This is a genomic window from Paenibacillus sp. NAIST15-1, assembly GCF_001894745.1.
Lineage (GTDB): Bacteria > Bacillota > Bacilli > Paenibacillales > Paenibacillaceae > Paenibacillus_B > Paenibacillus_B suaedae.
The window spans coordinates 268000-294379 of record NZ_BBYF01000003.1; the positions used below are offsets into that span (position 1 = coordinate 268000).

The 26380-nt window shown below is 49.6% G+C and carries 21 protein-coding genes; 5 read left to right on the plus strand and 16 right to left on the minus strand.

From position 1 onward, the window contains the following. Window positions 1–97: 97 nt before the first annotated feature. From PBN151_RS08845 to PBN151_RS08855, 3 genes are all read right to left on the minus strand, one after another. Window positions 98–2512 (minus strand): heavy metal translocating P-type ATPase, encoded by a 2415-nt coding sequence (locus PBN151_RS08845; protein ID WP_072728723.1) that lies wholly within the window; start codon window positions 2510–2512, stop codon window positions 98–100. A gap of 137 nt (window positions 2513–2649) precedes the next feature. Further along, window positions 2650–2850 carry a cation transporter gene (locus PBN151_RS08850; protein WP_021262381.1) on the minus strand — a complete coding sequence of 67 codons (201 nt, stop codon included), beginning with the start codon at window positions 2848–2850 and terminating at the stop codon, window positions 2650–2652. Between the two features lie 48 nt (window positions 2851–2898). Beyond that, window positions 2899–3291 (minus strand): metal-sensitive transcriptional regulator, encoded by a 393-nt coding sequence (locus tag PBN151_RS08855; RefSeq protein WP_083189303.1) that lies wholly within the window; start codon window positions 3289–3291, stop codon window positions 2899–2901. 223 nt (window positions 3292–3514) lie between these two features. Between PBN151_RS08855 and PBN151_RS08860 the strand changes: the two genes are divergently transcribed. Next, window positions 3515–4468 carry an L-lactate dehydrogenase gene (locus tag PBN151_RS08860; RefSeq protein ID WP_065292260.1) on the plus strand — a complete coding sequence of 318 codons (954 nt, stop codon included), beginning with the start codon at window positions 3515–3517 and terminating at the stop codon, window positions 4466–4468. Between the two features lie 61 nt (window positions 4469–4529). Here PBN151_RS08860 and PBN151_RS08865 read toward each other — a convergent pair whose 3' ends face one another. The 11 genes from PBN151_RS08865 to PBN151_RS08915 all read right to left on the minus strand — a co-directional run bounded on the left by PBN151_RS08865 (window position 4530) and on the right by PBN151_RS08915 (window position 20617). Beyond that, window positions 4530–5243: a lysophospholipid acyltransferase family protein gene (locus PBN151_RS08865; protein ID WP_072728724.1), complete on the minus strand. Its 714-nt coding sequence runs from the start codon at window positions 5241–5243 to the stop codon at window positions 4530–4532. Window positions 5244–5349: 106 nt separating this feature from the next. After that, window positions 5350–6369, minus strand: coding sequence for a P1 family peptidase (locus tag PBN151_RS08870; RefSeq protein ID WP_072728974.1), 1020 nt, complete (start codon window positions 6367–6369; stop codon window positions 5350–5352). Between the two features lie 311 nt (window positions 6370–6680). Next, a complete protein-coding gene (locus PBN151_RS08875) occupies window positions 6681–7544 on the minus strand; it encodes an SMP-30/gluconolactonase/LRE family protein (RefSeq protein ID WP_072728725.1) in 864 nt (287 codons plus the stop codon). A 233-nt stretch (window positions 7545–7777) separates the two neighbouring features. Continuing rightward, complete coding sequence (locus PBN151_RS08880; protein ID WP_021256460.1) at window positions 7778–9274, minus strand: nicotinate phosphoribosyltransferase; 1497 nt, start codon at window positions 9272–9274, stop codon at window positions 7778–7780. A gap of 51 nt (window positions 9275–9325) precedes the next feature. Further along, complete coding sequence (locus PBN151_RS08885) at window positions 9326–9877, minus strand: cysteine hydrolase family protein (RefSeq protein ID WP_072728975.1); 552 nt, start codon at window positions 9875–9877, stop codon at window positions 9326–9328. A gap of 77 nt (window positions 9878–9954) precedes the next feature. Next, window positions 9955–10380, minus strand: coding sequence for a PaaI family thioesterase (locus tag PBN151_RS08890; protein ID WP_072728726.1), 426 nt, complete (start codon window positions 10378–10380; stop codon window positions 9955–9957). Window positions 10381–10541: 161 nt separating this feature from the next. Beyond that, window positions 10542–12284 carry a long-chain-fatty-acid--CoA ligase gene (locus PBN151_RS08895; RefSeq protein ID WP_072728727.1) on the minus strand — a complete coding sequence of 581 codons (1743 nt, stop codon included), beginning with the start codon at window positions 12282–12284 and terminating at the stop codon, window positions 10542–10544. An 80-nt stretch (window positions 12285–12364) separates the two neighbouring features. Next, entirely contained in the window at window positions 12365–14182 is a 1818-nt protein-coding gene (locus PBN151_RS08900; RefSeq protein WP_072728728.1) for an acyl-CoA dehydrogenase family protein, read from the minus strand. An 83-nt stretch (window positions 14183–14265) separates the two neighbouring features. Beyond that, the gene (locus tag PBN151_RS08905) at window positions 14266–15531 is read right to left on the minus strand and encodes an acetyl-CoA C-acyltransferase (protein WP_072728729.1); all 1266 of its coding nucleotides are present in this window, start codon (window positions 15529–15531) and stop codon (window positions 14266–14268) included. Window positions 15532–15769: 238 nt separating this feature from the next. Further along, the gene (locus PBN151_RS08910; RefSeq protein WP_083545077.1) at window positions 15770–18190 is read right to left on the minus strand and encodes a 3-hydroxyacyl-CoA dehydrogenase/enoyl-CoA hydratase family protein; all 2421 of its coding nucleotides are present in this window, start codon (window positions 18188–18190) and stop codon (window positions 15770–15772) included. Window positions 18191–18409: 219 nt separating this feature from the next. Next, window positions 18410–20617, minus strand: coding sequence for a (Fe-S)-binding protein (locus tag PBN151_RS08915; RefSeq protein ID WP_072728731.1), 2208 nt, complete (start codon window positions 20615–20617; stop codon window positions 18410–18412). A 220-nt stretch (window positions 20618–20837) separates the two neighbouring features. Here PBN151_RS08915 and PBN151_RS08920 point away from each other — a divergent pair, with 220 nt between their 5' ends. Then, entirely contained in the window at window positions 20838–21614 is a 777-nt protein-coding gene (locus tag PBN151_RS08920; RefSeq protein WP_072728976.1) for an electron transfer flavoprotein subunit beta/FixA family protein, read from the plus strand. 101 nt (window positions 21615–21715) lie between these two features. Next, on the plus strand, window positions 21716–22723 hold the full coding sequence (locus PBN151_RS08925; RefSeq protein ID WP_072728732.1) for an electron transfer flavoprotein subunit alpha/FixB family protein: 1008 nt from the start codon (window positions 21716–21718) through the stop codon (window positions 22721–22723). A gap of 188 nt (window positions 22724–22911) precedes the next feature. On the opposite strand, the gene PBN151_RS08930 is transcribed toward PBN151_RS08925, so the two are convergent. After that, window positions 22912–23415 (minus strand): YlbF/YmcA family competence regulator, encoded by a 504-nt coding sequence (locus PBN151_RS08930; RefSeq protein ID WP_065294129.1) that lies wholly within the window; start codon window positions 23413–23415, stop codon window positions 22912–22914. 86 nt (window positions 23416–23501) lie between these two features. Further along, the gene (gene miaB / locus PBN151_RS08935) at window positions 23502–25055 is read right to left on the minus strand and encodes a tRNA (N6-isopentenyl adenosine(37)-C2)-methylthiotransferase MiaB (RefSeq protein ID WP_227774546.1); all 1554 of its coding nucleotides are present in this window, start codon (window positions 25053–25055) and stop codon (window positions 23502–23504) included. 221 nt (window positions 25056–25276) lie between these two features. Here miaB and PBN151_RS31850 point away from each other — a divergent pair, with 221 nt between their 5' ends. Together PBN151_RS31850 and PBN151_RS08940 are read left to right on the plus strand one after the other, a co-directional pair. Beyond that, the gene (locus tag PBN151_RS31850) at window positions 25277–25444 is read left to right on the plus strand and encodes a hypothetical protein (RefSeq protein WP_227774547.1); all 168 of its coding nucleotides are present in this window, start codon (window positions 25277–25279) and stop codon (window positions 25442–25444) included. A gap of 120 nt (window positions 25445–25564) precedes the next feature. Beyond that, a complete protein-coding gene (locus tag PBN151_RS08940) occupies window positions 25565–26290 on the plus strand; it encodes a hypothetical protein (RefSeq protein ID WP_072728734.1) in 726 nt (241 codons plus the stop codon). The last annotated feature ends 90 nt before the right edge of the window (window positions 26291–26380 follow it).

Consider the following 26380-nt stretch of genomic DNA (forward strand, 5'->3'; position numbering starts at 1 on the left):
TCCGCATCATCATTACCGCATAATACGTTCGGCGATATGTTTATATGCTACCTTCTGTTTAGGAACATCACGATCTCTACCGAGAAATTGTGCCAGGTTACAGCTTGATGCGTTGAAGCCGCAGTGCATTCAGTACAACGGATACCGAGCTGAAGGCCATAGCCGCTCCTGCAAGCCACGGGGCAAGCAATCCGATTGCTGCAATCGGGATGCCTATCGTATTGTATACGAGTGCCCAGAACAAGTTCTGCTTAATGTTGCGCATGGTACGGCGGCTCATCTCCATCGCATCCGCAATGCCGTTCAAGTCGCCACGCATTAAGGTTACGCCTGCCGTCTCCATTGCTACATCCGTACCTGTACCGATCGCGAACCCAATGTCCGCTGCTGCCAGAGCTGGCGCATCATTAATTCCATCGCCTACCATGGCGACGACACTGCCTCTCTGCTGCAGCTCGCGCACATGCTGTGCCTTCTGTTCAGGCAGCACCTCTGCAAATACATCATCAATCCCTACTTGTGACGCGATTGCTCTGGCCGTGCGGGTGTTGTCTCCTGTCATCATAACAACGCGTATCCCCATTTGATGCAGCCGCTCGATGGCCTTCTTCGAGGAAGCCTTCACTTGATCGGCAACGGCAACTATGCCTTTCCAGCTGCCATCAACCGCAATGAGCATTGCCGTCTTGCCTGCCTGCTCCATGTCTTGCAATGCTTCCTCCGCATCGCCGCTTGCTACCCCGTTCTTCTCCATCCATCTGCGTGTGCCGACAATGATCTGATGCCCATTCACCTCAGCCGCTATTCCATATCCAGGTTCAGCTCGGAATGAATCCGGTTCAACCGTGCTGATTCCTTGCTCCGACAATCCCTTCACAATCGCCTGTGCCAATGGATGCTCGGACTGCTTCTCAGCAGATGCCAGTAAGGTCAAGAGTTCTGTCTTCTCGTCTTCATTCCCATCATGCAGTACAACATCTGTAAGCGAAGGAGCCCCTTCTGTTACGGTTCCTGTCTTGTCGAGCACAACCGTCTGCACCCGATAGGCACCTTCCAGATGTTCGCCGCCACGGAATAGTACACCATATTCCGCAGCACGTCCGGTTCCCGCCATAATCGACGTTGGCGTTGCCAAGCCGAGCGCACACGGGCAAGCAATTACGAGTACGGCAATGGTACGAGACAAGGCTACACCGAAGTTGCCTGGTTCAACAGCGAAATACCAAATTAAGAATACAAGCACCGCAATTCCAACGACTATCGGCACGAAGATGCCTGATATTTTATCAGCGATCCGCTGAATCGGAGCCTTGGAGCCCTGCGCCTCCTCAACGATTTTAATAATTTGCGAGAGCGCCGTCTCGGAGCCGACCTGAGTCGCTCTCATCGTAAATGCCCCCTGCGCATTCACGGTAGCCCCATATACATTATCGCCAGCTTGCTTCTCAACAGGGACGCTTTCACCGGTAAGCATGGATTCATCCACGGTCGATGTCCCGCTAACTACAATGCCGTCTACCGGTACTTTCTCACCTGGGCGAACAAGTACGAGATCCCCACTTGCCACATCTTCCACAGGCACTTCCACTTGTTCACCGTCGCGCACAACGGTTGCCGTTTTGGCACGCAGCCCCATCAAAGCTCGGATCGCTTGAGAAGACCGCCCTTTAGCTGAAGCCTCCAGCCATTTCCCCAGAAGAATGAGCGTAATGAGAACAGCACTCGTCTCAAAATACATCGCAGGATGGTGAAGCTCGCCAATCTGCCATTGCCACGCCAAGTACACACTGTACACATAGGCTGAGGTCGTACCGAGCGCAACAAGCACATCCATATTGGCGCTCCCACTGCGGAGTGCCTTAAATGCCCCAACGTAGAAGCGTGCCCCTATAATAAATTGAACCGGCGCTGCCAGTACCATTTGCACCCAAGGGTGCATGAACCATTCCGGCACCCAAATCCATGAAGTGAAAGAAAAATGTCCCACCATGGACCACAGTAGTGGAATGGACAATAGGGCAGAGACGAGGAACGTATTACGCAATCGACGCATATTCCGCTGTGTTGGCGATTCCTGTTCACTCTCGCCTTCTTCCTTCTTCAGCCGCCCCGTATAACCTAGCTGGGAGATCTTATTCAATATATCTTCTTGCTTCAGTCCGATATAGGTGACCTTCGCCGTCTCCGTTGCTAAATTGACTGCTGCCGTCTGTATTCCCTGCATACGGCTCAGCCCCTTCTCAATGCGAGTGGAGCAAGCGGCACAAGTCATTCCTTCAATTTGCAAATCCAACGTTTCTACCGGAACCTTGTATCCGAGATGCTCGATCTTATCAACGACTTGCTGCAAGGTTACTGCATCACCGTCATATTGCACGGCCGCTCGTTCTGAAGCAAGATTGACAGATGCTTCTGCGATGCCGTCCATACGATTCAAGCCTTTTTCAATTCGTGTTGCACATGCGGCACAGGTCATTCCTTCAATCGGCAACGTTGCTTGCTTTTCTGCCATTGTCATGTCCTCCTTATCCTTCTCAAACATACCCCTATACCCTATATTTGATTCCAAAAGAAAACTCCTCTGAAGGAGTGTTCTTTGCAGTAATCAATCAGCGTATTCAGCATAATATGAGAATCGGCGCCTAATCATTAAACGACGTCATAACCTTGATCCTCAATTGCCTCACGGATTTGTTCCGGCTTTACTTTGGACTCATCATAAGATACGGTTACTTGCTTCGCAGCCAAATCAACCTGTGCAGTTGCACCTGTACCTTCTACTGCACGTTCTACTGCTTGCTTGCAGTGCCCGCATGTCATCCCTTCTACTGTCCATGTTTCGTTAACCATCATACTTCCTCCTCTGTCGTCCATTCCTTAAGGGAACAGGCCATGTTCTTATTTTAGTAATTTATGAATCGTTGTTAGCAGCTCGTCAATGACTTCCGGCTCCCCGTCTTGCAATCGCTCAACGACACAACTCTTCATATGCCCTTCGAGCAGCAATTTGCCAACTGAATGAAGTGCAGACTGGATGGATGCGATTTGATTCAGCACATCGTCACAGTAGGTATCTTTTTCAATCATGGATTTCACGCCTCGCACCTGACCTTCAATGCGATTCAAGCGGTGAACCAGCTTCTTCTTCATCTCATCCGAGTGATGACTCTTCCGCTTCCCGTCTGGAGTGTGGTGCTCGCACCCTTCTTCACTTGCATGGCAAGCATCTTCTGTACCAAAAGCAGCGGTCATCACGTCATCGACTTGTTCATCGATACGTTCGTTTGACATTTGTGTATCACCACCTCATGCATCAACTATACTATACCCCCCTACCCTATGCAAGCCCTTTTTTTGAAGGTTGCTTCTTCAGCTAACTCAAATTTCTCGCTATGGTAAATTAGGGTTGGTTATTTCTTCGGAAAATGGTTAAAATTTAAGTGTTAGTCTGGCTTCAGGCCCATTGTCTAACAGATGAACTTATTGTTATTACTTTCGAGGAGGCACACTTATTATGACCCAAATGACAAAAGTGTCCCGCGTCGCGTTGATCGGATCGGGCTTTGTTGGCTCCAGTTACGCGTTCGCGTTGTTCAATCAAGGGTTGGCCGCTGAGCTAGTCATTATCGACGCTAACCGCAAAAAAGCAGAAGGAGATGCGATGGACTTGAATCATGGTCTTCCGTTCGCATCCAATATGCGCATATGGGCTGGAGACTATAGCGATTGCAAGGATGCTGACCTCGTTGTCATTACAGCAGGTGCGAACCAAGCACCAGGAGAAACACGTCTTGATCTAATCGGCAAGAATGCGAACATCTTCAAATCGATCGTTACTTCCGTCATGGAGAGCGGCTTTGATGGATTGTTCCTGGTTGCAACAAATCCAGTCGATGTTCTTACATATGCAACCTGGAAATACTCAGGTCTGCCTGCTCACCGCGTCATCGGCTCTGGTACAATTTTGGATACCGCACGTCTGCGTTATTTGCTCGGCGAAAAAATCGGCGTTGATCCGCGCAACGTCCATGCCTACATTATGGGCGAACATGGAGACACTGAGCTCCCTGCGTGGAGCAATGTCAGCATTGGCGGCCAACCGCTCGAGCACTATCGCAAGACGCATGGAGAGCCGACACAGGAAGAATTGGATGATATCTTCCTGAATGTACGCGATGCTGCTTATCACATCATCGAGCGTAAAGGGGCTACCTACTACGGAATCGCAATGGGCTTGGCTCGCTTGACAAAGGCTATTCTGAAGAATGAGAACTCTGTGTTGTCCGTATCTGCCTTGCTGACCGGACAATATGGTCTGGATGATGTGTACATCGGCGTTCCTGCCGTCGTAAATCGCCAAGGAATCCGCGATATATACGAGCTTCACCTGTCTGAAGACGAGATGCAGAAGCTTCATCATTCCGCAGGCGTGCTTAAGCAAGCAATATCATCGGTATTCCCGAAATAGTGTTGGTAGTTGATTCTGAATAAACGAAAGGCGCACTGTCCGTAGACGGTGCGCCTTTCTATTACGCATTCACAATCATTGTACGTACTTGCTCTGGAAGCTCCGCAGCCTCCTCCTTCGACAGGCCAGCTGTCGATACTGGAGGAAGAACGGTTACCTCCACATGAGCAGGACTAATCCAATTCCCATTCGCCTCCATCAGCTTGTAAGAACCAGATATCCGAACAGGCACAATAGGGAACCCTGTCTTCGTAGCGACGCGGAAGCCGCCATTTTTGAACTCACCGATGTGTTCACTCTTGCTTCGTGTTCCTTCAGGGAAGATGACGATCGGATGCCCGCTTTCTACGAGCTTGCCCGCCTCATTCAGACTGTTCATGGCTTGGCGTACGTTGCTGCGGTCAACGAAAATGCAGCGCAAGTACTTCATCCACACACGAATGAACGGCAGCTTCGCCAGCTCTGCCTTGGCCATCAGCGCCTTCGGCTTGCCAACATGCCCAAGCATGATCGGCACATCGAAATTCCCTTGATGATTCGAGATAAAGACGGCTCCGCCTTCTGGGATATGCTCCAATCCACGAACCGTTACCTTCGCACCGGCTACACGCAGCAATGACCGCGCCCATCTTCCGACCTGCTTGGCCGTGTACGCATCCAGTTCTTCATACCGACCTTGCTTGTATAGTCGATTGGCCTTCCACATCCCAGGAATAATGAAAAGTAAATAAAGCCAAAAATAAATAAACCAAATCAATGTTCGTATGAATTTCATGATGTGATGTAATTCCCCTCTACAACGTATCGATGTAAAATGCCATTATTAAATCATTCCTGTTATGCACATCAAGCTAGACTATCAAGCTATTCTATCAAACCAGTCAATCAAGCCACTCTTGTGAGCAAGGCACACCCTCAACGGAGTTCGCTGCAATGATGGCATTATGGACGGCATAAGCGAGCACCTCTGCTGCCCACATGCCCGCCAGATCAACAGAGGCGTCTATTCCGCCTGTTGTCATCGCGAACACTGTATCTCCGTCATACATCGTATGGACAGGATAAATGGTACGAGCCAAGCCATTATGCGCCATTTGTGCAATTTTCGTCATTTCGGTCTTTGTGAATGTTCCATTGCAAGCGACTGCGGCAATTGTCGTATTTGTCCCCGGCTTCATCGTCGCTTGGAAGGGATTAGCCAATTGCGTTAGGAAAGACAACGGATCAATGAACTGTCCCTTCTCATCCGCTCTTGCCCCAGCTAATGTTATACCATGCTTCGGATGTCTCACTTCGCCAACTGCATTGACAGCAACAGCCGCACCAATAACAAGACCATTTGGCAATTGTACAGAAGCCGTACCAAATCCGCCCTTCATTGCTCGTTCCACTCCCGCGAACTTGCCAAGCGTTGCACCTGCGCCAGCACCTACATTGCCTTCGGCAATCGCTTCAGACGTCGCATTCTCAACAGCCGAATAACCCATCTCTGCAGTTGGTACGACTGTCGGATTGCCTATCGCCAAGTCAAATAAAATAGCTGATGGAACAATTGGCACCTTGGCAACGCCGACATCAAGCCCAATCCCCTGCTCCTGCAAGCGCTGCATAACCCCTTGTGCAGCAGCGAGTCCAAATGCGCTTCCGCCGCTGAGACACAATGCATGAATATGCTGAACGAGAGCGGTTGGCTGCAGTAACTCCGTTTCACGGGTGCCAGGCGCTGATCCCCTGACATCAACGCCGCATACAGCCCCTTGTTCTGCTACAATGACTGTACAGCCTGTATGTGCCTCATTATCATGCGCATGCCCGACAACAATACCTGGTACATCCGTGATTGCGCCAGGATAGCGAGCAGGCTTGCCCCCAGGTTTGATATTCCAATGGGAAGATTGCATATTCGCACCCTTTTCTGTCACCGTTGTTAGATGTCTATATCCGGTTCTCATGATTCGATGATGCATGAAGCGACCCGCTGTGAGAATCATACGACATACATGATGCCCGTACCTCGCAGGTGACTCGTCGAACTTTGTACATTCATGCCGATTCATGCCTAATTCTGCGCTTTCCCGAGAAATAATAGGCTTTACAATCCTCGAGTTCTGTCTAAGCCGCAACTATCATCTACAAGTTATTACCCAAGCCCCATTCCGTTCACAAGAAGAGAGAGGAGCCCGCTGCTAGGGCTCCTCTTATTATGAATTAATTATACGAGTCCGAATAGACGTCGGCAGCGGCCAGGACGATTCGCTCGAAATCGCTCGACATTACCTTGATCCATGATCGTGACGTATACCGTACAGCCGTCTTCGCCGCCGAATGTTACATTCGTGCAGTTGCTTCCATGGAGGCGGATCTCTTCTGTCACGGTTCCGTCTGGAGCAAGAACCGCGACTGTTCCTTTGCCGAAGCGTGCGACATACAGGTTGCCGTCAACATCACATCGCATGCCATCCAATCCAAAATCAGGGAACTGATGGTGCAGACGCTTATTCGAGATGCTGCCATCCTCCTGGAGATCATATACCCAGATCCGTCGTTGAACCGATTCATTGACATAGAGCAAGCGTTCATCTGGGCTAACCTCGATGCCATTGGTCGTGCCCATCCCTGATTCCAGGAGAGTCATTTCTCCATCTGGACGAATACGCCAGATTTGCCCTGTATCATCGGCCCACTTCGGATCGCTGGCAAACACAATATCATTTGCCATGATCGCAATATCGTTCGGTTGATTCATCGTTGGATCATGTGCCAGAACGTGCAGTTCCTTCGTCACGAAGGAATAGCGGAATACGTGATGCCCTGCATAATCCGCAATGCACATGTCCCCATTGCGAGTAAAGCGTATACCATTGCCAATGCATCCCTCAGGCAGCTCCAAGAATACGGAGCATTCGCCTTCTGGCGTTACCTTGCCAATCGTGCCTTGTCGTTCATAATTGACAGCATACAAGTTGCCTTCCTTATCGCAAGCTGGCCCCTCTATGCCCTGTGTAAATCCATGCTGTGGCGTAAATACCTCACTGCTTCGCATCTGAATTCCGGATCCATCAAACGTCTGATTCATGCAATCTCACTCTCCCTATTCGCATGTACATCATTACAACGTTAACGATCTTGCAAGTGATAGGACTGAACAGAAGCAAATCGCTATCACAGTTGCCCTGGCAGCATGACAGCGATTCTATCCCCGCTTCCTAGCCTGAATCTACATTACTCTCAACACGAACTTCTAGAAGCTTGTAAAGATTGTATAAATGAATCAATGAATGATACTTGTCCAACAATTGTTCCCGCTAATTAATCATGATCTTCCATATCACCGGCATCCATTTGGAATGTACGCCATTTTTCCTTCTCTTGAACATGTGATTCAATCATGTCGCGCTTCAGTTCCCAAGCCTTCGTGCTTACGTCAACATGATACTGCTCCGGATTCGACTTACGCAAATATTCCGGCCAGAACAGCTGAAGCTGCTCCTTATGGTAATTACGGATTTCTTCCAGATTCGGACGCTCATAGACTAGTTTGCCGTCCCGGTATACAGGTTGAAGCAGCAGTTCTGCTTCATAGTGCTCTACATACTTGTGCAAATATGGATGAATCGGATCGAATAACTTAATCTTTGCCCGACGTTTTACCTCATCTTCTTCAGAGAGGCAAATGTAATCCGCAATTGCTTTTTTCTTCTTCTTATGAATAATGCGGTATACATCTTTCTTGCCTGGTGTCGTTACCTTCTCAGGATTAGCCGAAATCTTGATTGTCGGCTTCATCTCGCCGTTCACTTCACGCGATACGAGCTTGTACACTCCGCCAAGAGATGGCTGATCCGCTGCAGTAATAAGCTGCGTACCAACTCCCCACATATCCACGCGGGCACCCTGTGATTTCAAGTCTGAGATGGTATATTCATCCAGGTCATTGGACGCACATATTTGTACATCCTTCAAACCAGCATCATCCAACAACTTGCGGGCTTGAATCGACAAATAGGCAATATCGCCGCTATCGAGTCGGATGGCTTGCAGCTTCTTCCCTTTCTTCTCCAACTCCATACCAATCTGAATGGCATTCGGTATTCCACTGTGCAGCGTATCATACGTATCAACGAGCAGCGTCACCTGATCAGGCAATGCTTCAGCGAACACTTGGAATGCCTCTTCCTCGCTCTCGAAGCTCTGCACCCATGCGTGTGCATGCGTACCTTTTGTCGGAATGCCGAATCTGCGGCCTGCCAGCATGTTGGACGTTGCATGGAAGCCAGCCAAGTAAGCGGCGCGTGCCCCCCATAGAGCTGCGTCGGCTTCCTGTGCACGACGTGTGCCGAATTCCATCAGAATATCAGTGGAGGCAACATGCTTAATGCGCGATGCCTTCGTTGCAATGAGTGTCTGGAAGTTCATGAAGTTCAGCAGTGCCGTCTCAATCAGCTGAGTCTCGAACACGCGTCCTTCAACACGAATAAGCGGTTCATTCGCAAATACAAGCGTACCTTCCCGAACCGCATCGATCTGTCCCGTAAAGCGGAAGTTGCGCAGTTCCTCCAGAAATGCTTCCTCGTACTGCTCCTCCTGCATGCCGAGATACTCAATATCTTCTGTTGTAAAATGCAAGCGTTCAATATATTCAACGATGCGCTCAAGGCCAGCGAACACAGCATACCCGTTATGGAAGGGCAGCTTGCGGAAAAAAGCTTCGAACACAGTCTGCTGATTGTGAGTGCCATTCTTCCAGTGTGCATACATCATATTAATTTGATATTTATCTGTGTGTAGGGCCATTGATGTATTCATCAGGTCATCTCTCTTTCTACCACTTACCAGTCATACAGTATGCGGCATTAACTATTCTGTGCGGTACCCACTTATAATCTGAGCACCGAGTGAATTGCGGAAGTGCTGTAGCGCCCATTCATGCGCATGCTCATTGAAGGTGGCGACAGCATCCTCATGGACAATAATCTTATATCCCATATTATAAGCATCTACAGCTGTATGAAGCACGCAGATGTCCGTACATACTCCAACTAAATGGACTTCTTCAATCTGTCTTGCTCGCAGTCTCATATCAAGATCCGTGCCGCAGAATGAGCTGTATCTGGTCTTATCCATCCAGTATACTTCGGATTGATGGCGTTCGTATACTTCAGCTACTTGACCGTATAGATTGCGCCCATCCGTGCCCCTAATATTATGCGGCGGGAACAGAGCCGTTTCAGGATGGTAGGGATCTTGTTCTTCGTGCAGATCAACCGCCATCGTCACGAAATCTCCAGCATTCACGAAGGAATCTACCAACTCCGCAACACGATTCTCAATATGTACGGCCGGTTCCCCGCATGGAAGTCGGCCCCATACAAAATCATACGTATAATCTATGACAATCAATGCCTTCAATTCCGAATCCATCTCCTCTCCGAGACCTGATATCCGATAGTTAGCTTAACGTCATTATGACAAATCGGTGCTAAATGTCAACCTCCCGCGCGTTGACCTCTCACGTGGAAAGTCCCCGTTGCCATCGTGCCAAGCTCCCCTTGCTCATTCACTACCGTGCCTTGAAGCGTGAGCACGCGCTTCGTTGCATGAACGACATGCGCCCTTACTTCCAATATGCCTGCCTTCATTGGTCGCAGAAAGTTCACATTCAGGCTTCCGGTAACAATATTCGGATCTTGCTTGTATGCGGAAGCGGCGATTCCCATCGCATTATCAAGCAGGGAGGACAACACGCCCCCATGTACAATGCCTATCATATTCAAATGGTGAGCCTTCGCATCTAGCCGGAGGATCACTTCCTTCTCATCCGCTTGAACGAGCTCACAACCCAAATATCCCCAGAACGAAGACTGCGCACGTGCCTCTAATTCATCCCACTGCAGATTCTGCTCATTGCTCATGTTAGCCACCTCTCGATTCTTCCGCCATTATTTACCTAATAGTATACTAACATTATGCCCTTACTTCACTAACAAAATGTTAAAAGTAGAGAAGGCCGATCTCTATCAACGACCGGCCTTCCCCTTCTATCTTATCACAATGCATGCATATTGCGCAGCATCTACTCTTTGTCCTTGTCTGTATCATCTGATGCGATCCCATCCCGATGGCCATCGCGCTGCAGCCGGCGCTGGGCCTCTTCCTCCACTAGCTTGCGCCTTAGCACCTTGCCAACCATTGTTTTAGGCAGCTCCGCTCGGAATTCAATTTGCCGCGGAATCTTGAATGCAGCGAGCTTAGCCCGGCACCATCCTTCCAGTTCCTTCTCTGTAATCGCAGCTCCTTCCACTGGCACGATGAAGGCCTTGACTGTCTCCCCCCGATAAGGATCCGGCACACCGATGACAGCTGCCTCTTTTACCTGCGGGTGCTCGAACAGCACTTCTTCCACATCGCGCGGGAACACTTTAAATCCGCTTGCATTGATCATTTCCTTCATCCGATCGACGATTGAGAAGAACCCGTCGGCATCCATCTTGGCCATGTCGCCAGTATGCAGCCACCCCTCTTTCAACACATCTGCCGTCTCCTCAGGTCGATTCCAGTATCCCTTCATGATCTGCGGCCCTCGTACAGCCAGTTCGCCAATGGCGCCGACTGGCATCGACTCTCCAGTGTCTGGATTGACGATCTTAGCATCTGTATCGGGAAATGGAATGCCAATGGTTCCGATCTTCCGATATCCCCAGAGCGGATTCGCATGTGTAACCGGTGAAGCTTCCGTTAAGCCATAACCTTCAATCAACCGGCCTCCTGTAATGGCTTCGAACCGCTCTTGCACCTCCAATGGGAGTGGTGCAGAGCCAGACACGCACGCCTGCACAGACGATAGGTCGTACCGTGCTACCTCCTTATGGTGGTTAATTGCAATGTACATCGTCGGAGCTCCTGGGAAGATCGTTGCTCTTTCCTTATGAATGCACTCGAGCACCTGCATCGTATCGAACCGAGGCAGCAGAATAAGCTTGCTTGCCAGATGAATTCCTAAATTGAGCAGTACCGTCAAGCCGAACACATGAAAGCATGGGAGTGCCGCAAGGAACGTTTCCTTGCCGCGCTGCGCGCGATAGAACCAATTTGACGTCTGCACCGTATTGGCAATCAAATTATAATGCGTCAGCATCACTCCCTTCGCTCTTCCGGTTGTGCCTCCTGTATATTGAATCATGGCGACATCCTGTTCGGCATCCACAGAATGCGCCTTCGTTAGGGGCGCACTTGATGCGAGCCATCGCTTATAGCGAACAACACCCGGAACATCAGGAATTGCGAGCGATTGGCCATCCTTCTTCATCTTCAATGGATACAACCAATTTTTTGGGAATGGCAAATAATCCCGAATAGAAGTAACAATCATGTGATTCAGCTTCGTCTTCTGCCTCACATGAAGTACACGAGCAAACAGCAAATCCAATGTAATGATCGCGGTTGCTCCGGAATCCTCCAGTTGGTGGGTCAATTCTCCCTCCATGTACAGCGGACTCGTCATCACCGCAATTCCACCCATCATCAATGTGCCGTAATAGGCTATGATCATTTGCGGGCAATTCGGCAGCATGATGGCAACCCGCTCTCCTGCACTCACACCAAGTGAGCGCAGGCCTCCAGCAAATTGATAGACAGAAGCGAGTAGTTCACGATACGTAAGCGTCTTTCCCATAAACTCAATAGCTGCGCGCTCGGGGAATTCTGCCGCAGCCTTCTCTAGAAGGTGGGCCACATTATGCTTCGGATAGTCGAACGACGGTGCTACTTCTTCGGGATAATGGCGCAGCCATGGCCTTTCATCAGAATAGGCATTCATGATGCTACTCCCCTTCCTCGTTCTAGTTGCGCTTCAGCATGCATCAGCGCATATTGATTGCATTGCTGCTCATTGTTAATCTAGACAACGGTGTAACGCTCGTTCGCAATAATGCGTGCAGCGATAGCCCGCTTCCGCGAGGTCAAGGATAATGGAGTGGCGCGGCTGAATTTCTTGAGCAGCGATAACTGCGTGCGAAGGGTATCTCCTGATGCTGCTTCTTGAAGCGTTTCTTTGGCTCTCTGTTCAATTACCTGAAGCGCATCACGAACGAACACCTGTGTCATTTGCAGAGCAAGTTCAGCCTTCTCTTCACCTAAGCGGCTAACCAGCTTATCCGTTCGTAGAATCGCACTTTCTGCTGCGTAAATATAAATCATCATGTCTGCGAGAGCGGAAAGAACCTCCTGCTCTTGCTCGATGCGCGTACCATACTTCTGAACCGCCGTTCCGCCCACAACGAGAAACGCAGTTTTCATTTGGTTCAACAACTTATAAAGTTCAGCCATTGGGCCATCTTCTTCATCGCCAAGTGAAGGGCTGAATGCCAGAACCTCTTCCTGCAGCCGCTCTAGGCGCTCCATTAACGGAAGCTCGCCCTTTAATGCTTTTTTCAACAAGGTTCCAGGAATAAGCAGTCGATTGATCTCATTCGTGCCCTCGAATATCCGATTAATGCGTGCATCGCGATAGATCCGCTCGACCTTGTATTCTTGGATGTAGCCATAACCGCCATGGATTTGCACGCCCTCATCCGCAATCGTGTTCAGTGCTTCACTGCCAAATACCTTAATAATGGAGCATTCAAGCGCAAACTCCGCGATTGCTTTGGCCGGAGATACGCCTGCATGGGCTGAATCTTGCGCTCCCGTACTAGAAGAGCCATCATTGACGTCTTGCAGCATCGCATCAATATATCCTGATGTTCGATATACCATGCTCTCTAACACGTAGGTCAGCGTATTCATCTCCGCGAGCTTCTTCCCAATAAGCGGGAAACTGCTGATTGGCTTGCCGAACTGTGTGCGAGCATTCGCATATGCGGAAGCCAACTGGATCGTCTCCTTCGCCGCACCCAAACAACCTGCCCCCAGCTTGAATCTGCCTATGTTCAAAATATTAAATGCGATCAGATGCCCCTTGCCGATTTCGCCAAGCACATTTTCAATCGGAACACGGACATTATCGAAGTAAATCGGGCAGGTGGATGAGCCCTTGATCCCCATCTTTTTCTCTTCCGGCCCAACCGTAAATCCTTCCATGCTTCGCTCCACAATAAATGCTGTAAATTTCACACCATCTACCTTGGCATACACAATGAAAATATCTGCAAAACCTGCATTCGTAATATACAACTTCGATCCGCTCAGAATGTAATGAGTACCATCATCAGACAGCTTAGCCGTTGTTCGTGCGCCGAGCGCATCAGAACCGGATGCTGGTTCTGTTAGACAATAGGCAGCGATCTTAGCGCCTGTCGCCAATTCAGGCAAATACGTACGCTTCTGCTGATCCGTTCCAAAGTACACAATCGGCAGAGTGCCGATGCCAACATGAGCGCCAATGGACAATGCGAAGGAAGATGCACGGGCCAAGTTCTCATTGACAATCGTAGAACTTACCTTATCGAGACCAAGCCCCCCATAGGCTTCTGGGATATCTGTCGCTAACAGTCCAAGCTCTCCTGCCTTCCGCATCAATTGAACAGTCAGCTCATAATTAAGATGTTCAATATCCTCATCATGCGGCAGCACATCTCCCTCAACAAATGCCTGGGTCGTGTCCGCGAACAATCGCTGCTCCGAAGTGAAATCCTCTGGTGTCACTACCCACTCCAGATTCGGCTCGTCAATGACGAAGCCACCGCCTCTTACACGCGTCGTAGACGCAGCTTCCATGCTTCATTCCTCCGATCCATCCTCATTCTTGTACCCGCCATCTTCCCGTCTGGTACAATTCATGCAGACAAGTCTATGTGCCGTTAATCCCCAACGGTATCTTTCGATGCGACTGCAAAATCCTCACCATTCTCCTCACGCGGCGGCAAAACCTCAAATACGCCTGCAGCCCCCATCCCGCCGCCGATGCACATGGACACAACACCCAGACCACCACCTCTGCGGCGCAGCTCATAAATGAGACTTGTGGTCAGCTTCGCGCCCGTGCAGCCAAGCGGATGACCAAGCGCAATCGCTCCACCATTTACATTCACAATGCTGTCATCAAGTCCCAGCTCCTGAATGACCGCAAGGCACTGTGCGGCAAATGCCTCATTTACCTCATAGAGCGCTACGTCTTCCTTCGTGATTCCTGCAAGGCGAAGCGCCTTCGGGATAGCTTCAACTGGTCCGATGCCCATCACTTCAGGCGGGACGCCCGCAACGGCAAACGAACGGTATACCGCGAGCGGTTCCAACCCTAGTTCTTCTGCCCGCTCCCGGCTCATTACCATGACCGCGGCCGCTCCATCGCTATACGGCGAGGAATTGCCAGCTGTTACAGAGCCCTGTGCGGCAAAAGACGGCTTCAGCTTGCGCAACGTATCCTCATTTGTCTCTGGGCGAATGCATTCATCTATTCGAAAATCGATGGTCGTACTCTTCAGTTTGCCGCCTGCTTCCTCCCAAGTTCGCTTAGCCTGAACGGTCACCACTTCATCGTTGAATTTCCCGTCCGCATAGGCTTGAACGGCACGTTGGTGGCTCCTTGTCGCATATGCATCCTGCATCTCGCGGGTTATGCCAAATTGCTTGGCGACCCGTTCCGCTGTGTGACCCATACTGATATAGATCTCAGGACGTTCTTCAGAGATAACCGGATGAGGAGACAGCTTGAAGCCTGTCATAGGAACATGTGACATGCTCTCTACGCCTCCGGCGATAATGACATCCGCAGCTCCTGTCATAATCCGCTCCGCTGCATAGGCAATTGCCTGCAAACCGGATGAGCAGAATCGATTGATGGTGACCCCGGGAACCGTATGGGGAAGCCCTGCATAAAGCGCGATTGTCCTCGCTACATTCAGCCCCTGCTCCCCCTCCGGCATCGCACAACCTAGAATGACATCATCTATGTCATGCTTCTCTAGTCCTGGGGTTCGCTCCAGCACCGCCTCAATGACGGTTCGTCCCAAATCCTCCGCTCTCGTGTCAGCCAGTGCTCCACGCTTTCCCTTGCCTACTGCTGTTCTTGCTGCCGCAACGATGACCACTTCTCTTAATGCTTTTGCAGGCGTATCCGCTACCATGCATATCCCCCTCTCACCCAATTGCCTTCCAGCAACAGAAACCAATGCCATCTCTCGCTGTTCTGCTGTTCTGCTGTTTTGCTGTTTTGCTGTTTTGCTGTTCTGTTGTTCTGTTGTTCTACTGTTCTGTTGTTCTACTGTTCTGTTGTTCCATTACTGGTTGCTTCTTTGTTTCTTTGCTGCTATCCAAACACTGCTCCGACCCTGCTTGCCAGTATGATGTCTAATTCGATATGCCCTAATTGCGCAGCGGCTTCCCCTTGCTCAGCATGTGCTGCATCCGCTGCTGTGTTTTCCGTTCTCCGCAAAGAGATAAGAAAGCTTCCCGCTCCAAGTCGAGCAGATGCGATTCAGATAAGAGGCGATTGGCAGGCACGTCTCCACCTGTAAGTACACGTGCGAGCTTGCGAGCAATTAACGCATCGTGCTCACTTATGTAGCCGCCCTCCAGCATATTGGATACGGCTAACTGCAGAACGCCAAAGCCTTCCCGTCCAGCTACGCGTATAGATGGTCGACCAGCTTCCTGCACTTGCCCTACATACCCTGCCGAATCCATAGCGAGAACGGCCTGCTTCGCTTCATAGATGCGGCGCTGCTCCGCGAATAGCACACGATCTTGGGATCGTACATAGGCGAGTCGCAGTGCATCATGACCACTGTTCGACACTTTGGCCATGGCGATCGTCTCGAATGCGCGCACAAGTGATGCGTTCAGATCATCATCGGGATGCGGCAGCCGATGTGAGAGCGCAATCGCCGTTTCCTTGCAGCCTCCCCCACCAGGAATCAGTCCAACTCCGGTCTCCACTAGTCCGAAGTATGTCTCTGGACTGAACACAATCATATCGGCCGGCAGGCACGCCTCCACACCTCCGCCAAGTGTCATTCGGTGCGGTGCAGCAACGACGGGCCGCTGCAAGCCCTTCAGCTTCATCATCGCTCGCTGGAATTGGCGGATAATGAAGTCGATTTCGTCCCATTCCTCGGCCTGAGCCTCGCCGAGCAGAAGCATCACATTTGCCCCAACGCAGAAGTTGCGTCCCTCATTCGCAACAATAAGACCTCGGTAGTCACGCGCTACGATATCTACGCTCTTCTCGATCATGGATAAAATATCTTCCCCGATGGCATTGTTCGGAGAATGGAATTCCAGACAGGCCACATCATCGCCGACATCAATAAGACTTGCACCGCTATTGCGTGCGATTGTCCTTCCCTGTTCCTTCAAAGAGCGAAGCAATATCGATTGTTCACTCTCTACGGATTGCTGCCATTCTCCTGCCGCGGCGAAGAACAATCCGCTGCTTCGCTGCTCATAGAACCGCTCGTGACCTTGTTCCAGCCATGCCTCCACCCAGACCGGAACTTCTGTGTCCTCTGCCCTCATGCGTGCGACACTGTCCCGAAGACCAATCGCATCCCAGCATTCAAATGGGCCCAGCTCCCAATTGAAGCCCCATCGCATTGCTTTATCAATATCCTCGATATGATCTGCAATTTCCCCTACCTTGGAAGCTGCATAGCACAATACCTGCTTCATCATGCTCCAGATGAACTGTGAACCTTGGTCACGGCCGCTGATTGCAGCTCTCAGCTTGGCTGCCGTTCCCTTCTCCCGCTTCGCCTGCTGCAGCGTCACCGAAGCAACCTGCTGCCTCGGCTCATACGTCCAATCCTGCCAACGCAGTGCATGGATCGGATCTTCTCCAGGTGAACCGCTGCGTACCTTGCGGTAGAATCCTTGGCCGCTCTTCTCTCCTAGCCAGCCTCGTTCTACCATTTCTTTGAACCAATGCGGCAGAGTAAACGTATTCCGCTCCGCTTCTGTCTCAGCATGCTCAGCCACATTGTTCGCTACATGGAGGAATGTATCTAGTCCGACGATATCCAGCGTTCGGAATGTAGCACTCTTCGGCCGCCCGATAATCGGCCCTGTTAAGGCATCGACCTCCTCGATGGTAAGACCGTACCGTTCCATTTCTTGAAGCGTGATCACCAAGCCGTACGTCCCAATTCGATTGGCAATGAAGTTAGGCGTGTCTTTGGCAATGACTACTCCCTTGCCCAGTCTGCGCTCACACCATTCCTTGGCCCCTTCTAATACCGACTGATCCGACAATGCATTCGGTATAAGCTCCACCAGATGCATGTATCGTGGCGGATTAAAGAAATGAGTGCCGACAAATGAACGCCTAAATGCTTCTGATCGCCCTTCCAACATGGATTCAAGGGAAATGCCTGACGTATTCGAGCTGATCAGCGTCCCTTCTTGCCAGTGGCGCTCTATTTGCGCCAGCACCGTGCGCTTCACGTCCACTCGTTCCGTGACCGCCTCAATAATCCAATCTACCTGCGCAAGTTCCTGCAAATGATCCGCTGTATTACCCGGTATGATACGCTCTGCGAACGCTTCCATATAGAGCGGTGCTGGACTCGACTTCTTCAATCGCGCAATCGCTTGATTAGCGTGGCGGCTGCGGACATCCGGATGCTCCAGAGTCTTGCCTGCCTCCACTTCGTCCTCCGTCAGCTCTTCTGGCACGATATCTAATAACAGACATCGTATGCCTGCATTCGCCAAATGAGCTGCGATGGCGGCTCCCATTACCCCTGAGCCAATAACAGCTGCCCGTTGAACCTCATTCCATCGTTTCACCTCGGTACCCCTCCTACTGCATGTGCATGGTATAGCCTAGCTGCCTTTCATTTGCACGGACACACTTCCCCGCAATCTGTCCTTCTATATGCCTCACTCCTTCTCAGACGCACCCCAGGCCACCATAAGCAAGCCTCGTATGTTAATTGTTAATCAGCTAACGCAGCGTAGAAGAACGGCCATACAAGCATGCCATGCTTCACTCCACCTCCCTGAACATTAGGTTCCACATACAGACTTGACGAGCAGCTCAGCAATATCGGCACTGCGCACATCGCTTCGCTCTTTCGCCTTGACACCATCCTCCATCATCGCGAGGCAATATGGACATGCAGACCCAATCACAGAAGGCTGAACCTGAAGCGCCTGCTCTACCCGCGCCACATTGACGCGCGTCCCAGACGTTTCCTCCATCCACATCTGACCACCGCCTGCCCCGCAGCACATCGCATTAGCCCCACTTCGTTCCAATTCAAGCACCGTTAGTTCCGGCACTGCACGCAGCAGTTCTCTAGGGACGTCAATAATCCCGTTGTAACGTGCCAAATAGCAGGAGTCATGCCAAGCGACGCTCTCGTGAACCGGATGAACGAAGCGAATACGCCCCGCCTGCCACAACTGATACAGCCATTCTGTGTGATGATATACCTGCACTTCTGAATCCAACCCAAAATCCGGATACTCTTTCTTCAATGTGTGATACGTATGCGGACAAGCGGTAACGATCCTTCGGACACCATATTTGTGGAACGTTGCAATATTCTCTGCGCACATCTGCTGAAACAAAAATTCATTGCCCATACGCCGCGCGGTATCTCCTGAGCTCCGCTCTTCATTGCCAAGAACAGCAAATGCCACATCAGCTGCATGGAAAAGACGAATTAGTGCCTTCGTTACGTGCTGTGTACGCATATCATAGGAACCCATAGCTCCCACGAACAGCAGCACCTCGAAATCTGGACGCTCCTTAACCGTCGGCACAGTTATGCCTGTTTCCTTCGTCCACTCTGCGGCCCATTTGAATCTGTCATTGCGACTGATCCCCCATGGGTTGCCCTGACGCTCAATATTTTGCAGCGCTCGTTGTCCGTCCACAGGCATTTTCCCTTGTGTCAGCACCAGATAGCGCCTCATGTCTACAATTTTATCGACATGCTCATTTCCGACTGGGCACTGATCCTCGCAGTTGCGGCATGTTGTACATGCCCACAGTTCTTCCTCGGTAATAACATCACCGATCAACTCGATTGACTGAGCAGACTGTTGCCGCCCATCAGGCATGTTTCTCTGCCATCTCTCCTGCTGCTTAGCCATCGTCCCCTGCATCCCTGACTGAAATCGCTGCAACGCAGCTGGCTCGTCAAATGCGCCTCCGGCCTGCTGCTCACCTTCCTCCGCCATGCGATGGAACGGCAGCGACCCAGGTGCTGCCAAGCTTGGTACCCACGGGTTGGTCGAAGTTACGGCTGCCTCTTTCTCGGTTAAGTGATCACGCAGCTTCGAGATGAGATGCATAGGAGAGAGCAGCTTGCCCGTATGCGATGCAGGACACACATTCGTACAGCGCCCACATTCCACGCAGGCATACAGATCAAGCAGCTGCTTCCGCTCGAATTGCTCGATTGCTCCAACCCCGAATGATTCTGCCTCCTCGTCTTCCAAATTGATCATTTTCAACTTCCCTGTCTCTTCCTCTGGACGCTTCAGCCAGAGATTGATCGGTGCAGTTATCAAGTGGAAATGCTTCGATTGTGGCACATATATGAGAAATGAAAACAAAATCAGCAAATGTAACCACCAAAATAATTCATATCCGACGGTGAGCCACAGTTCTGCATGTGCGCCAACTGACAAGGGCATTACGATAGCCGATGCAATTCCTGCCGAAATCGAACCATTAGGCCCTCCAACTCCATTCATGGCCTCTAGCGCATAATCGAATGTCATGGTGCCAATGACAGTCACCATCAATCCGCCGATGAAGAACAGTACAATTGAGGGCTTCCACCCCCGCTTCAAGCGTGGCAGCCTCTCCACGTAGCGTCGATAGACTGCAAACAATACTGCTGCGAGCACCATGAGCACTGTCCATTCCTGAGCCACGATGAAGACATGATGGGCTGGCAGGGGCAGTGAGTGGCCAGTCAACCCCTTCCAAATCAAATCTAGTGCTCCGACCTGCAAATGGAGGAATCCGTAGAACATTACTGCATGCATAAACCCACTTCGCGGATCCTTCCACAGCTTGCCTTGACCGAACGTCTGTCCTATGGCACGCATGGTTCGCCTCGCCTGCTCGGTTGGCTTCGTGCCTGCCAGCCCCAAGCCTATGTAGCTGACTCGTCGTCGAATTGCAGCAGCGGTCAAGCCGATGCCTATCGCAACAACGAAGAGAAAGACAAGCCATTTTACATAAATCAGCACCATACCTCCCCTCCCTTTTGGGTGATACATGCCTGATCTCGTTTTGCTCAACATAGCTGTTCGTAATGAACTATGTTTGATGGATATGAGTTGGGACATGAAAAAATACGTTCTTGCCTTTTATGACCACTGGTTAATGAAATTCGAATAAAAGTAGTAGAGATAAGTCCGAAGATTTCTCCATACAATAATCGTAATGAAGCCGGAACTTGGGGTGATGACCTTGAATTTAGTGGTGCTTATGAAGCAAACGTTCGACACAGAAGAAAAAGTCATAATTACAGATGGTCTGCTCTCTGAAGACGGAGTAAAATGGATAATAAATCCCTATGATGAATATGCCATCGAAGAAGCCGTACGATGGAAAGAAAATCATGGCGGCGTAGTCACCGTAGTGACTGCCGGTCCTGATCGTTCCGAGGAAGCGCTTCGCATAGCGCTCGCAATGGGAGCAGACGAAGCCGTACATCTTGTTCTGTCGCCAAGTGAAACAGGGAAGATGGATGAATTCACAATCTCTCACTTGCTCGCAAAGACATTGCAGGAGAAACAGCCGGATCTAATCTTCTCTGGTCACTTCTCTGTTGATCAAGGCAGTGCCCAGGTTGCTGTCCGTGTCGCCAGCCTGCTCGACCTGCCACATGTCGCTGCGATCACTTCGATCGAGCGTATCGATGATTCGCAGGTAACGGTCAGTCGTGACGCAGAAGGTGATAACGAGAATCTCAAAGTGACCTTGCCTGCATTATTTACGGCACAGCAAGGATTGAACGAGCCCAGATATCCGACTCTACCAGGCATTATGAAGGCGAAGCGGAAGCCTATCGAAAAGCGGTCGGCTACCGAACAGCTTCAGAATGAATCTTATGCTCCTGCCACAGAGCGAGTAGCCCTCGAGCTTCCTCCCCCAAGACAGGAGGGGCAGATATTGAAGGGCACTGTATCGGAGCAAGTAGAGCAATTGGTTCAATCGCTACGCGATACTTCCTCTCTCTTCTAACTCTTTCTAACTAGGTTGCAAATTGAACATGCACTTACTTGTAACGATTGAGCCTTAACATGAAGCCGCAAGCGTGCTATCGACTGGAAAGGAGTGCTGCTATGAGCCGCACATATGCTGTTATTGCTGAAATACGCGGAGATCGATTGCGCCAGGTTACATTCGAAGCGCTTGGTGCTGCCGCGCAAATGGCGAAGCCTGATGATCGAATTATTGTGCTTGTCATTGGGTTTCAACTTGCAGAGGACACAATCCAGTCCTTGATGATTCCAGGAATTGCGCAAGTTAGCTGCGCAGATGATGAGAGGTATAAATATTACGAGGCGGAGACGTATTTCGCGGCACTGCATGCCTTTACAGAGCAGCAATCGCCGGACGTCGTGCTGCTTGGGCATACAGCGATGGGACGTGATCTCGCGCCGATGCTAGCAGCTCAGCTCCATACAGGTCAAATATCCGATGTCGTATCGATTCGTGCGGATGACTCCGACACGACCTTCCTAAGGCCTGTCTATGCAGGCAAAGCATTCGAAACTAGACGCTTCGCCAATCAAGCACGACCTTGGATCATCACGGTTAGACCTAACAACTTCACTCCTGTTACTCAACAAGCGGGTTTACTTCCGACTCACGAGAGCATTCAGCAGCCGCAAGTTGATTCCTTGCTTGCCCCCGCCCCATCCCTACGGACGGTTGTCCACGAAGTCGTCACGAAGATGAGCGGCTCCGTTGATTTGTCAGAGGCCAAAATTATTATTTCTGGCGGTCGAGGTGTGAAAAGTGCCGAAGGGTTCAAGCCCCTGGAACAGCTGGCACGTGTGCTGAATGGAGCAGTCGGCGCTTCGCGCGGAGCTTGTGATGCGGGCTATTGCGACTACTCGTTGCAGATCGGACAGACGGGTAAGGTTGTTACACCTGAGATTTATTTTGCCTGCGGGATTAGTGGAGCCATCCAGCATATCGCAGGAATGAGTCAAGCTCGAATCATTGTTGCCATTAATATCGATCCTGAAGCCCCTATCTTTAAAGTAGCGAATTACGGGATCGTCGGTGATTTATTCGAGGTGGTGCCGCTGCTTACCGAACAATTCCGCAAGCTGCTCTCCTGATTGTTTCGCAGGCTGCCAACGGCTCTATCTCGCTGACGACTATACTGCTCCTATGCCGCATACGTCGTCTGTGTACCTTGGAGCAATGCTGCCTACTATGAAAGATAATCTATGATCCCCTCTCCGTGCATAAGAAAAAGAAGGTTTCCCACATCATCTGTAGGAAACCTTCTTCTATTCATCCGTGCTTAGTCGCATGATTCTGGCGCTTCAGGGGTTGCTGCTTCTACTTCAATCTTATCAGATACCGTATCACGAATAACCGACATAACCAGTTGCAGCATGTAATTCACATCGCTCTGACTCTGCTGGAATTCCACAACGAGTGGAATATTGTCCAGTTCATCCTGGAGCTCACTAATCTCATTCTCGATTTTATCTACCATCTTCGCGTTTTGGAACGATTGGAACGCAACCAGTTCCTTCTGCTTCTTCTTAATCGTTGAGATCAGCTCTTGTACCCTAGTATGCGTTTGAATTTGCTTCTCAGCTTGCTGATATTGCCGAACCTCATCCGTTGTAATGATGAGTTCAGACAACTGCTTCGCCTTCGCCATAATATCTTCTCGTACTAGCAAATCCCGCGTATTGAACTTCGGTATACCGCATCCCGATCGATGGACGTGCTCCTCATGCTCCGAGTGTTCTGCGTGTTCCGAATTCACCTTCGAAGATTGTGATTGTTGCGTCAATGAGAACCTCTCCCATCTATTCGGCCTGAATTATATTGGTAAAATCTATCTCTTCTCGTTTATTGTATCCGAAAATAAAGAAAAGGTTAAGAAGTCATTTGCATCGGTTGTGTGACAAGCACACCCTTGATGTAATAGGACATCACATCTGTAATCTTAACATGAACAATTTGACCGATCAACGACGCCGATCCTGCAAAATGGACAAGCTTATTCGTGCGCGTCCGAGCGGATAAAATGTCCGGGTTATTCTTGCTCTCCCCTTCCACTAGCACCTCCACCACTTGATCTTGCAGCCTTTCATTGCTTCGACGGCTCTGATCCTGCAGCAGGGCGTTCAGGCGCTGCAGGCGCTCCTTCTTCACTTCCATCGGAACATTGTCTTCCATCCCTGCCGCCGGTGTGCCTTCGCGCGGGGAATAGATGAATGTATAGGCAAAGTCGAACTCTACCTCCCGTACAAGTGACATCGTTTCTTCGAACTGTTCGTCCGTCTCGCCAGGGAACCCTACAATAATATCCGTTGTAAAGACAACATCCGGTATCGCCTGTTTGATTTTAAATGCCAGCTCCAGGAAGCGCTCCCGATCATACTTGCGGCTCATCTTCTTCAATATTTCCGTGCTTCCCGATTGTACAGGAAGATGAATATGCTCAACCAGGTTGCCGCGCTTCGCGAGCACTTCAATTAATCGATCGTCAAAGTCTCTTGGATGTGAAGTAGTGAAGCGGATACGCGGCACATCAATCGTTCGAATTTCGTCCATCAGATCGCCGAACGAGTAATCGATGTCCGTAAAGTCTTTGCCGTAAGCGTTGACGTTTTGACCAAGCAGTGTAATTTCCTTGAATCCTTGACGAGCCAAGTCTCTTACTTCGGCAATTACATCTTCCGGACGGCGGCTGCGTTCTTTGCCACGGGTATAAGGAACGATGCAATATGTACAGAACTTATCACAACCATACATAATGTTGACCCATGCTCGCATCCCTTCCCGCTTCTTCGGCAAATTCTCGATGATGTCGCCTTCCTTAGACCACACTTCCACGACCATTTCCTTGTTGAACAAGGCATCGCGCACCAAGATCGGCAAGCGGTGAATATTATGCGTACCGAATACGATATCAACAAATTGATGCTTCTGCATAATGCGATTCACGACATTTTCTTCTTGGGACATACAACCGCACACGCCAAGAATAAGCCCCGGTCTTTGCAGCTTCAATGTCTTCAAATGTCCAAGCTCACCAAATACTTTATCTTCTGCATTTTCACGAATCGCGCATGTATTTAATAAGATAATATCTGCTTGTTTTCGGTCTTCCGTTTTTTCATAGCCCATCTGTTCAAGCAAGCCGCTCATCGTCTCGGAATCATGCTCGTTCATTTGGCAGCCAAATGTATAAATAATATATTTCTTCCCAACGCCTAGTCCCTGCAGCTCCTCAGGCACGGCCTGATCATAGTGTACCTGAATATCCTGCTTGCCCCTCTGCTTCTCCTGACGTTGGTTAGGCTCCGAAATAATGTTGATTTCACGACCATTTATACGAATCCGTTTACCTTGTTCATCCTCGGAAATGACTTTGGCATTCGAGAAATCAAAATATTTGGAGTAATCTTTCGACTCTTTGTTCATTGGTCGGCACTCCTTCTTCTCATTCGATTCTGTAGTCTGTAGGTTATCTATGTACATGAACATTACTTCAAATTATACCATCATCCGAAGTGGAGAGCCAAGAATGAACTTCCATAATTAGTTATTACGGGGTGTACAATATTGCCCTATGTTGTCCAAAACACTGAAATGGTGCGGTTTTCTGAGCTTTCGCTATAGACAAAGTTGGACAACGTGATCCAATGTTTGACATCGATTTTGTGGGTATAGTGTGGGTTGGACTTTTGGCCGGACTTTCTGCTAAAAAGAAAGGTGTTTACATAATTGCGTTGGAGTTTAAAGACGGGAAGAAATCATTACTGGAAGTCGATGATAAGATTTATAAAGCACTTCTCAAAAAGTTGTTTTAATGGAAATGAGCCTCGGAGAAATTCTAGCTCTTTTTAATTTATTTACCAGTTATTACATAGTTCCACCGACCTAAAGATGGTACAATATGCCTTGAAAATAATATCGGGAGGAAAGTACTAATGACTGCTAGTAAAGCTAAAAAACCTATCTACAAACGTTGGTGGTTCTGGATCCTAGCCCTAATTATTGTAGCTGGGGTATTTGGAAATACTAAGTCGGATCAATCTGTAAAAAAGACTGAGAATGTACAACCTGTTGCCGCTTCTGTTGATACGAACAAAAAGGAACCAATAGAGAATAAGGTTGCAACACCTCAAAAACAAGTAAATACAAACAAAAATAAGGACAATGATAATAAAGAAAATGATGTAAAGAAAGAAGCTCCTCCTGCAACCATCGGCTTATCACCAGAAGAGTTTAAAAAAGCATTTAACAATAGCGCAAAAGAATTTAAATCTGATCTTCGGATAAATAAAATTTCGGTCGAAAAGGGAGAACTTCAGGACACATTCAAATACATGTTTACAAATAAACTCGGAATCGTTGGCACCGTCAATAAAAACGGCGGGAAAATCCGGGACGTTTTGCTAATAGGAAACGGTTTCGGGGATCAGGAATCCGCTGCTGACATTATTATTTCTATGGGATTAATCATTACTGTAACCAATCCCGAAATATCGACAGAAGATCGTGGTAAGATACTCAAAGAACTTGGTCTACTTGATGAAGGTGTCGATTTCACAACGATAGACAATAACACTGTTAGAAATGGTATAAAATATCGTGTTAAAGGCTCTGAAGAAATCGGAATTATGTTTAGTGCCGGAGATGTGAATGATAAATAGCTAATTATAAAAAAGCCTCGGAGCAATCCGGGGCTTTCAAGCGTTATCAGGAACATGTCTCATTAAATCAGCAGGTTGGCATTCGAGCCA

Bases quoted from the DNA above. Each gene is read 5' to 3' on its own strand.
- PBN151_RS08890 (WP_072728726.1), bottom strand. From the start codon at position 10,380: ATGAGCAATGAGCAGAATCTGCAGTGGGATGAATTAGAGGCACGTGCG.
- PBN151_RS08915 (WP_072728731.1), bottom strand. From the start codon at position 20,617: ATGGTGCTGATTTATGTAAAATGGCTTGTCTTTCTCTTCGTTGTTGCG.
- PBN151_RS08845 (WP_072728723.1), bottom strand. From the start codon at position 2,512: ATGGCAGAAAAGCAAGCAACGTTGCCGATTGAAGGAATGACCTGTGCC.
- PBN151_RS08895 (WP_072728727.1), bottom strand. From the start codon at position 12,284: ATGAATGCCTATTCTGATGAAAGGCCATGGCTGCGCCATTATCCCGAA.
- PBN151_RS08905 (WP_072728729.1), bottom strand. From the start codon at position 15,531: ATGGTAGCGGATACGCCTGCAAAAGCATTAAGAGAAGTGGTCATCGTT.
- PBN151_RS08940 (WP_072728734.1), top strand. From the start codon at position 25,565: ATGACTGCTAGTAAAGCTAAAAAACCTATCTACAAACGTTGGTGGTTC.
- PBN151_RS31850 (WP_227774547.1), top strand. From the start codon at position 25,277: ATGTTTGACATCGATTTTGTGGGTATAGTGTGGGTTGGACTTTTGGCC.
- miaB (WP_227774546.1), bottom strand. From the start codon at position 25,055: ATGAACAAAGAGTCGAAAGATTACTCCAAATATTTTGATTTCTCGAAT.
- PBN151_RS08900 (WP_072728728.1), bottom strand. From the start codon at position 14,182: ATGGAAGCTGCGTCTACGACGCGTGTAAGAGGCGGTGGCTTCGTCATT.
- PBN151_RS08865 (WP_072728724.1), bottom strand. From the start codon at position 5,243: ATGAAATTCATACGAACATTGATTTGGTTTATTTATTTTTGGCTTTAT.
- PBN151_RS08875 (WP_072728725.1), bottom strand. From the start codon at position 7,544: ATGAATCAGACGTTTGATGGATCCGGAATTCAGATGCGAAGCAGTGAG.
- PBN151_RS08855 (WP_083189303.1), bottom strand. From the start codon at position 3,291: ATGTCAAACGAACGTATCGATGAACAAGTCGATGACGTGATGACCGCT.
- PBN151_RS08925 (WP_072728732.1), top strand. From the start codon at position 21,716: ATGAGCCGCACATATGCTGTTATTGCTGAAATACGCGGAGATCGATTG.
- PBN151_RS08860 (WP_065292260.1), top strand. From the start codon at position 3,515: ATGACCCAAATGACAAAAGTGTCCCGCGTCGCGTTGATCGGATCGGGC.
- PBN151_RS08850 (WP_021262381.1), bottom strand. From the start codon at position 2,850: ATGGTTAACGAAACATGGACAGTAGAAGGGATGACATGCGGGCACTGC.
- PBN151_RS08870 (WP_072728974.1), bottom strand. From the start codon at position 6,369: ATGCAATCTTCCCATTGGAATATCAAACCTGGGGGCAAGCCTGCTCGC.
- PBN151_RS08880 (WP_021256460.1), bottom strand. From the start codon at position 9,274: ATGAATACATCAATGGCCCTACACACAGATAAATATCAAATTAATATG.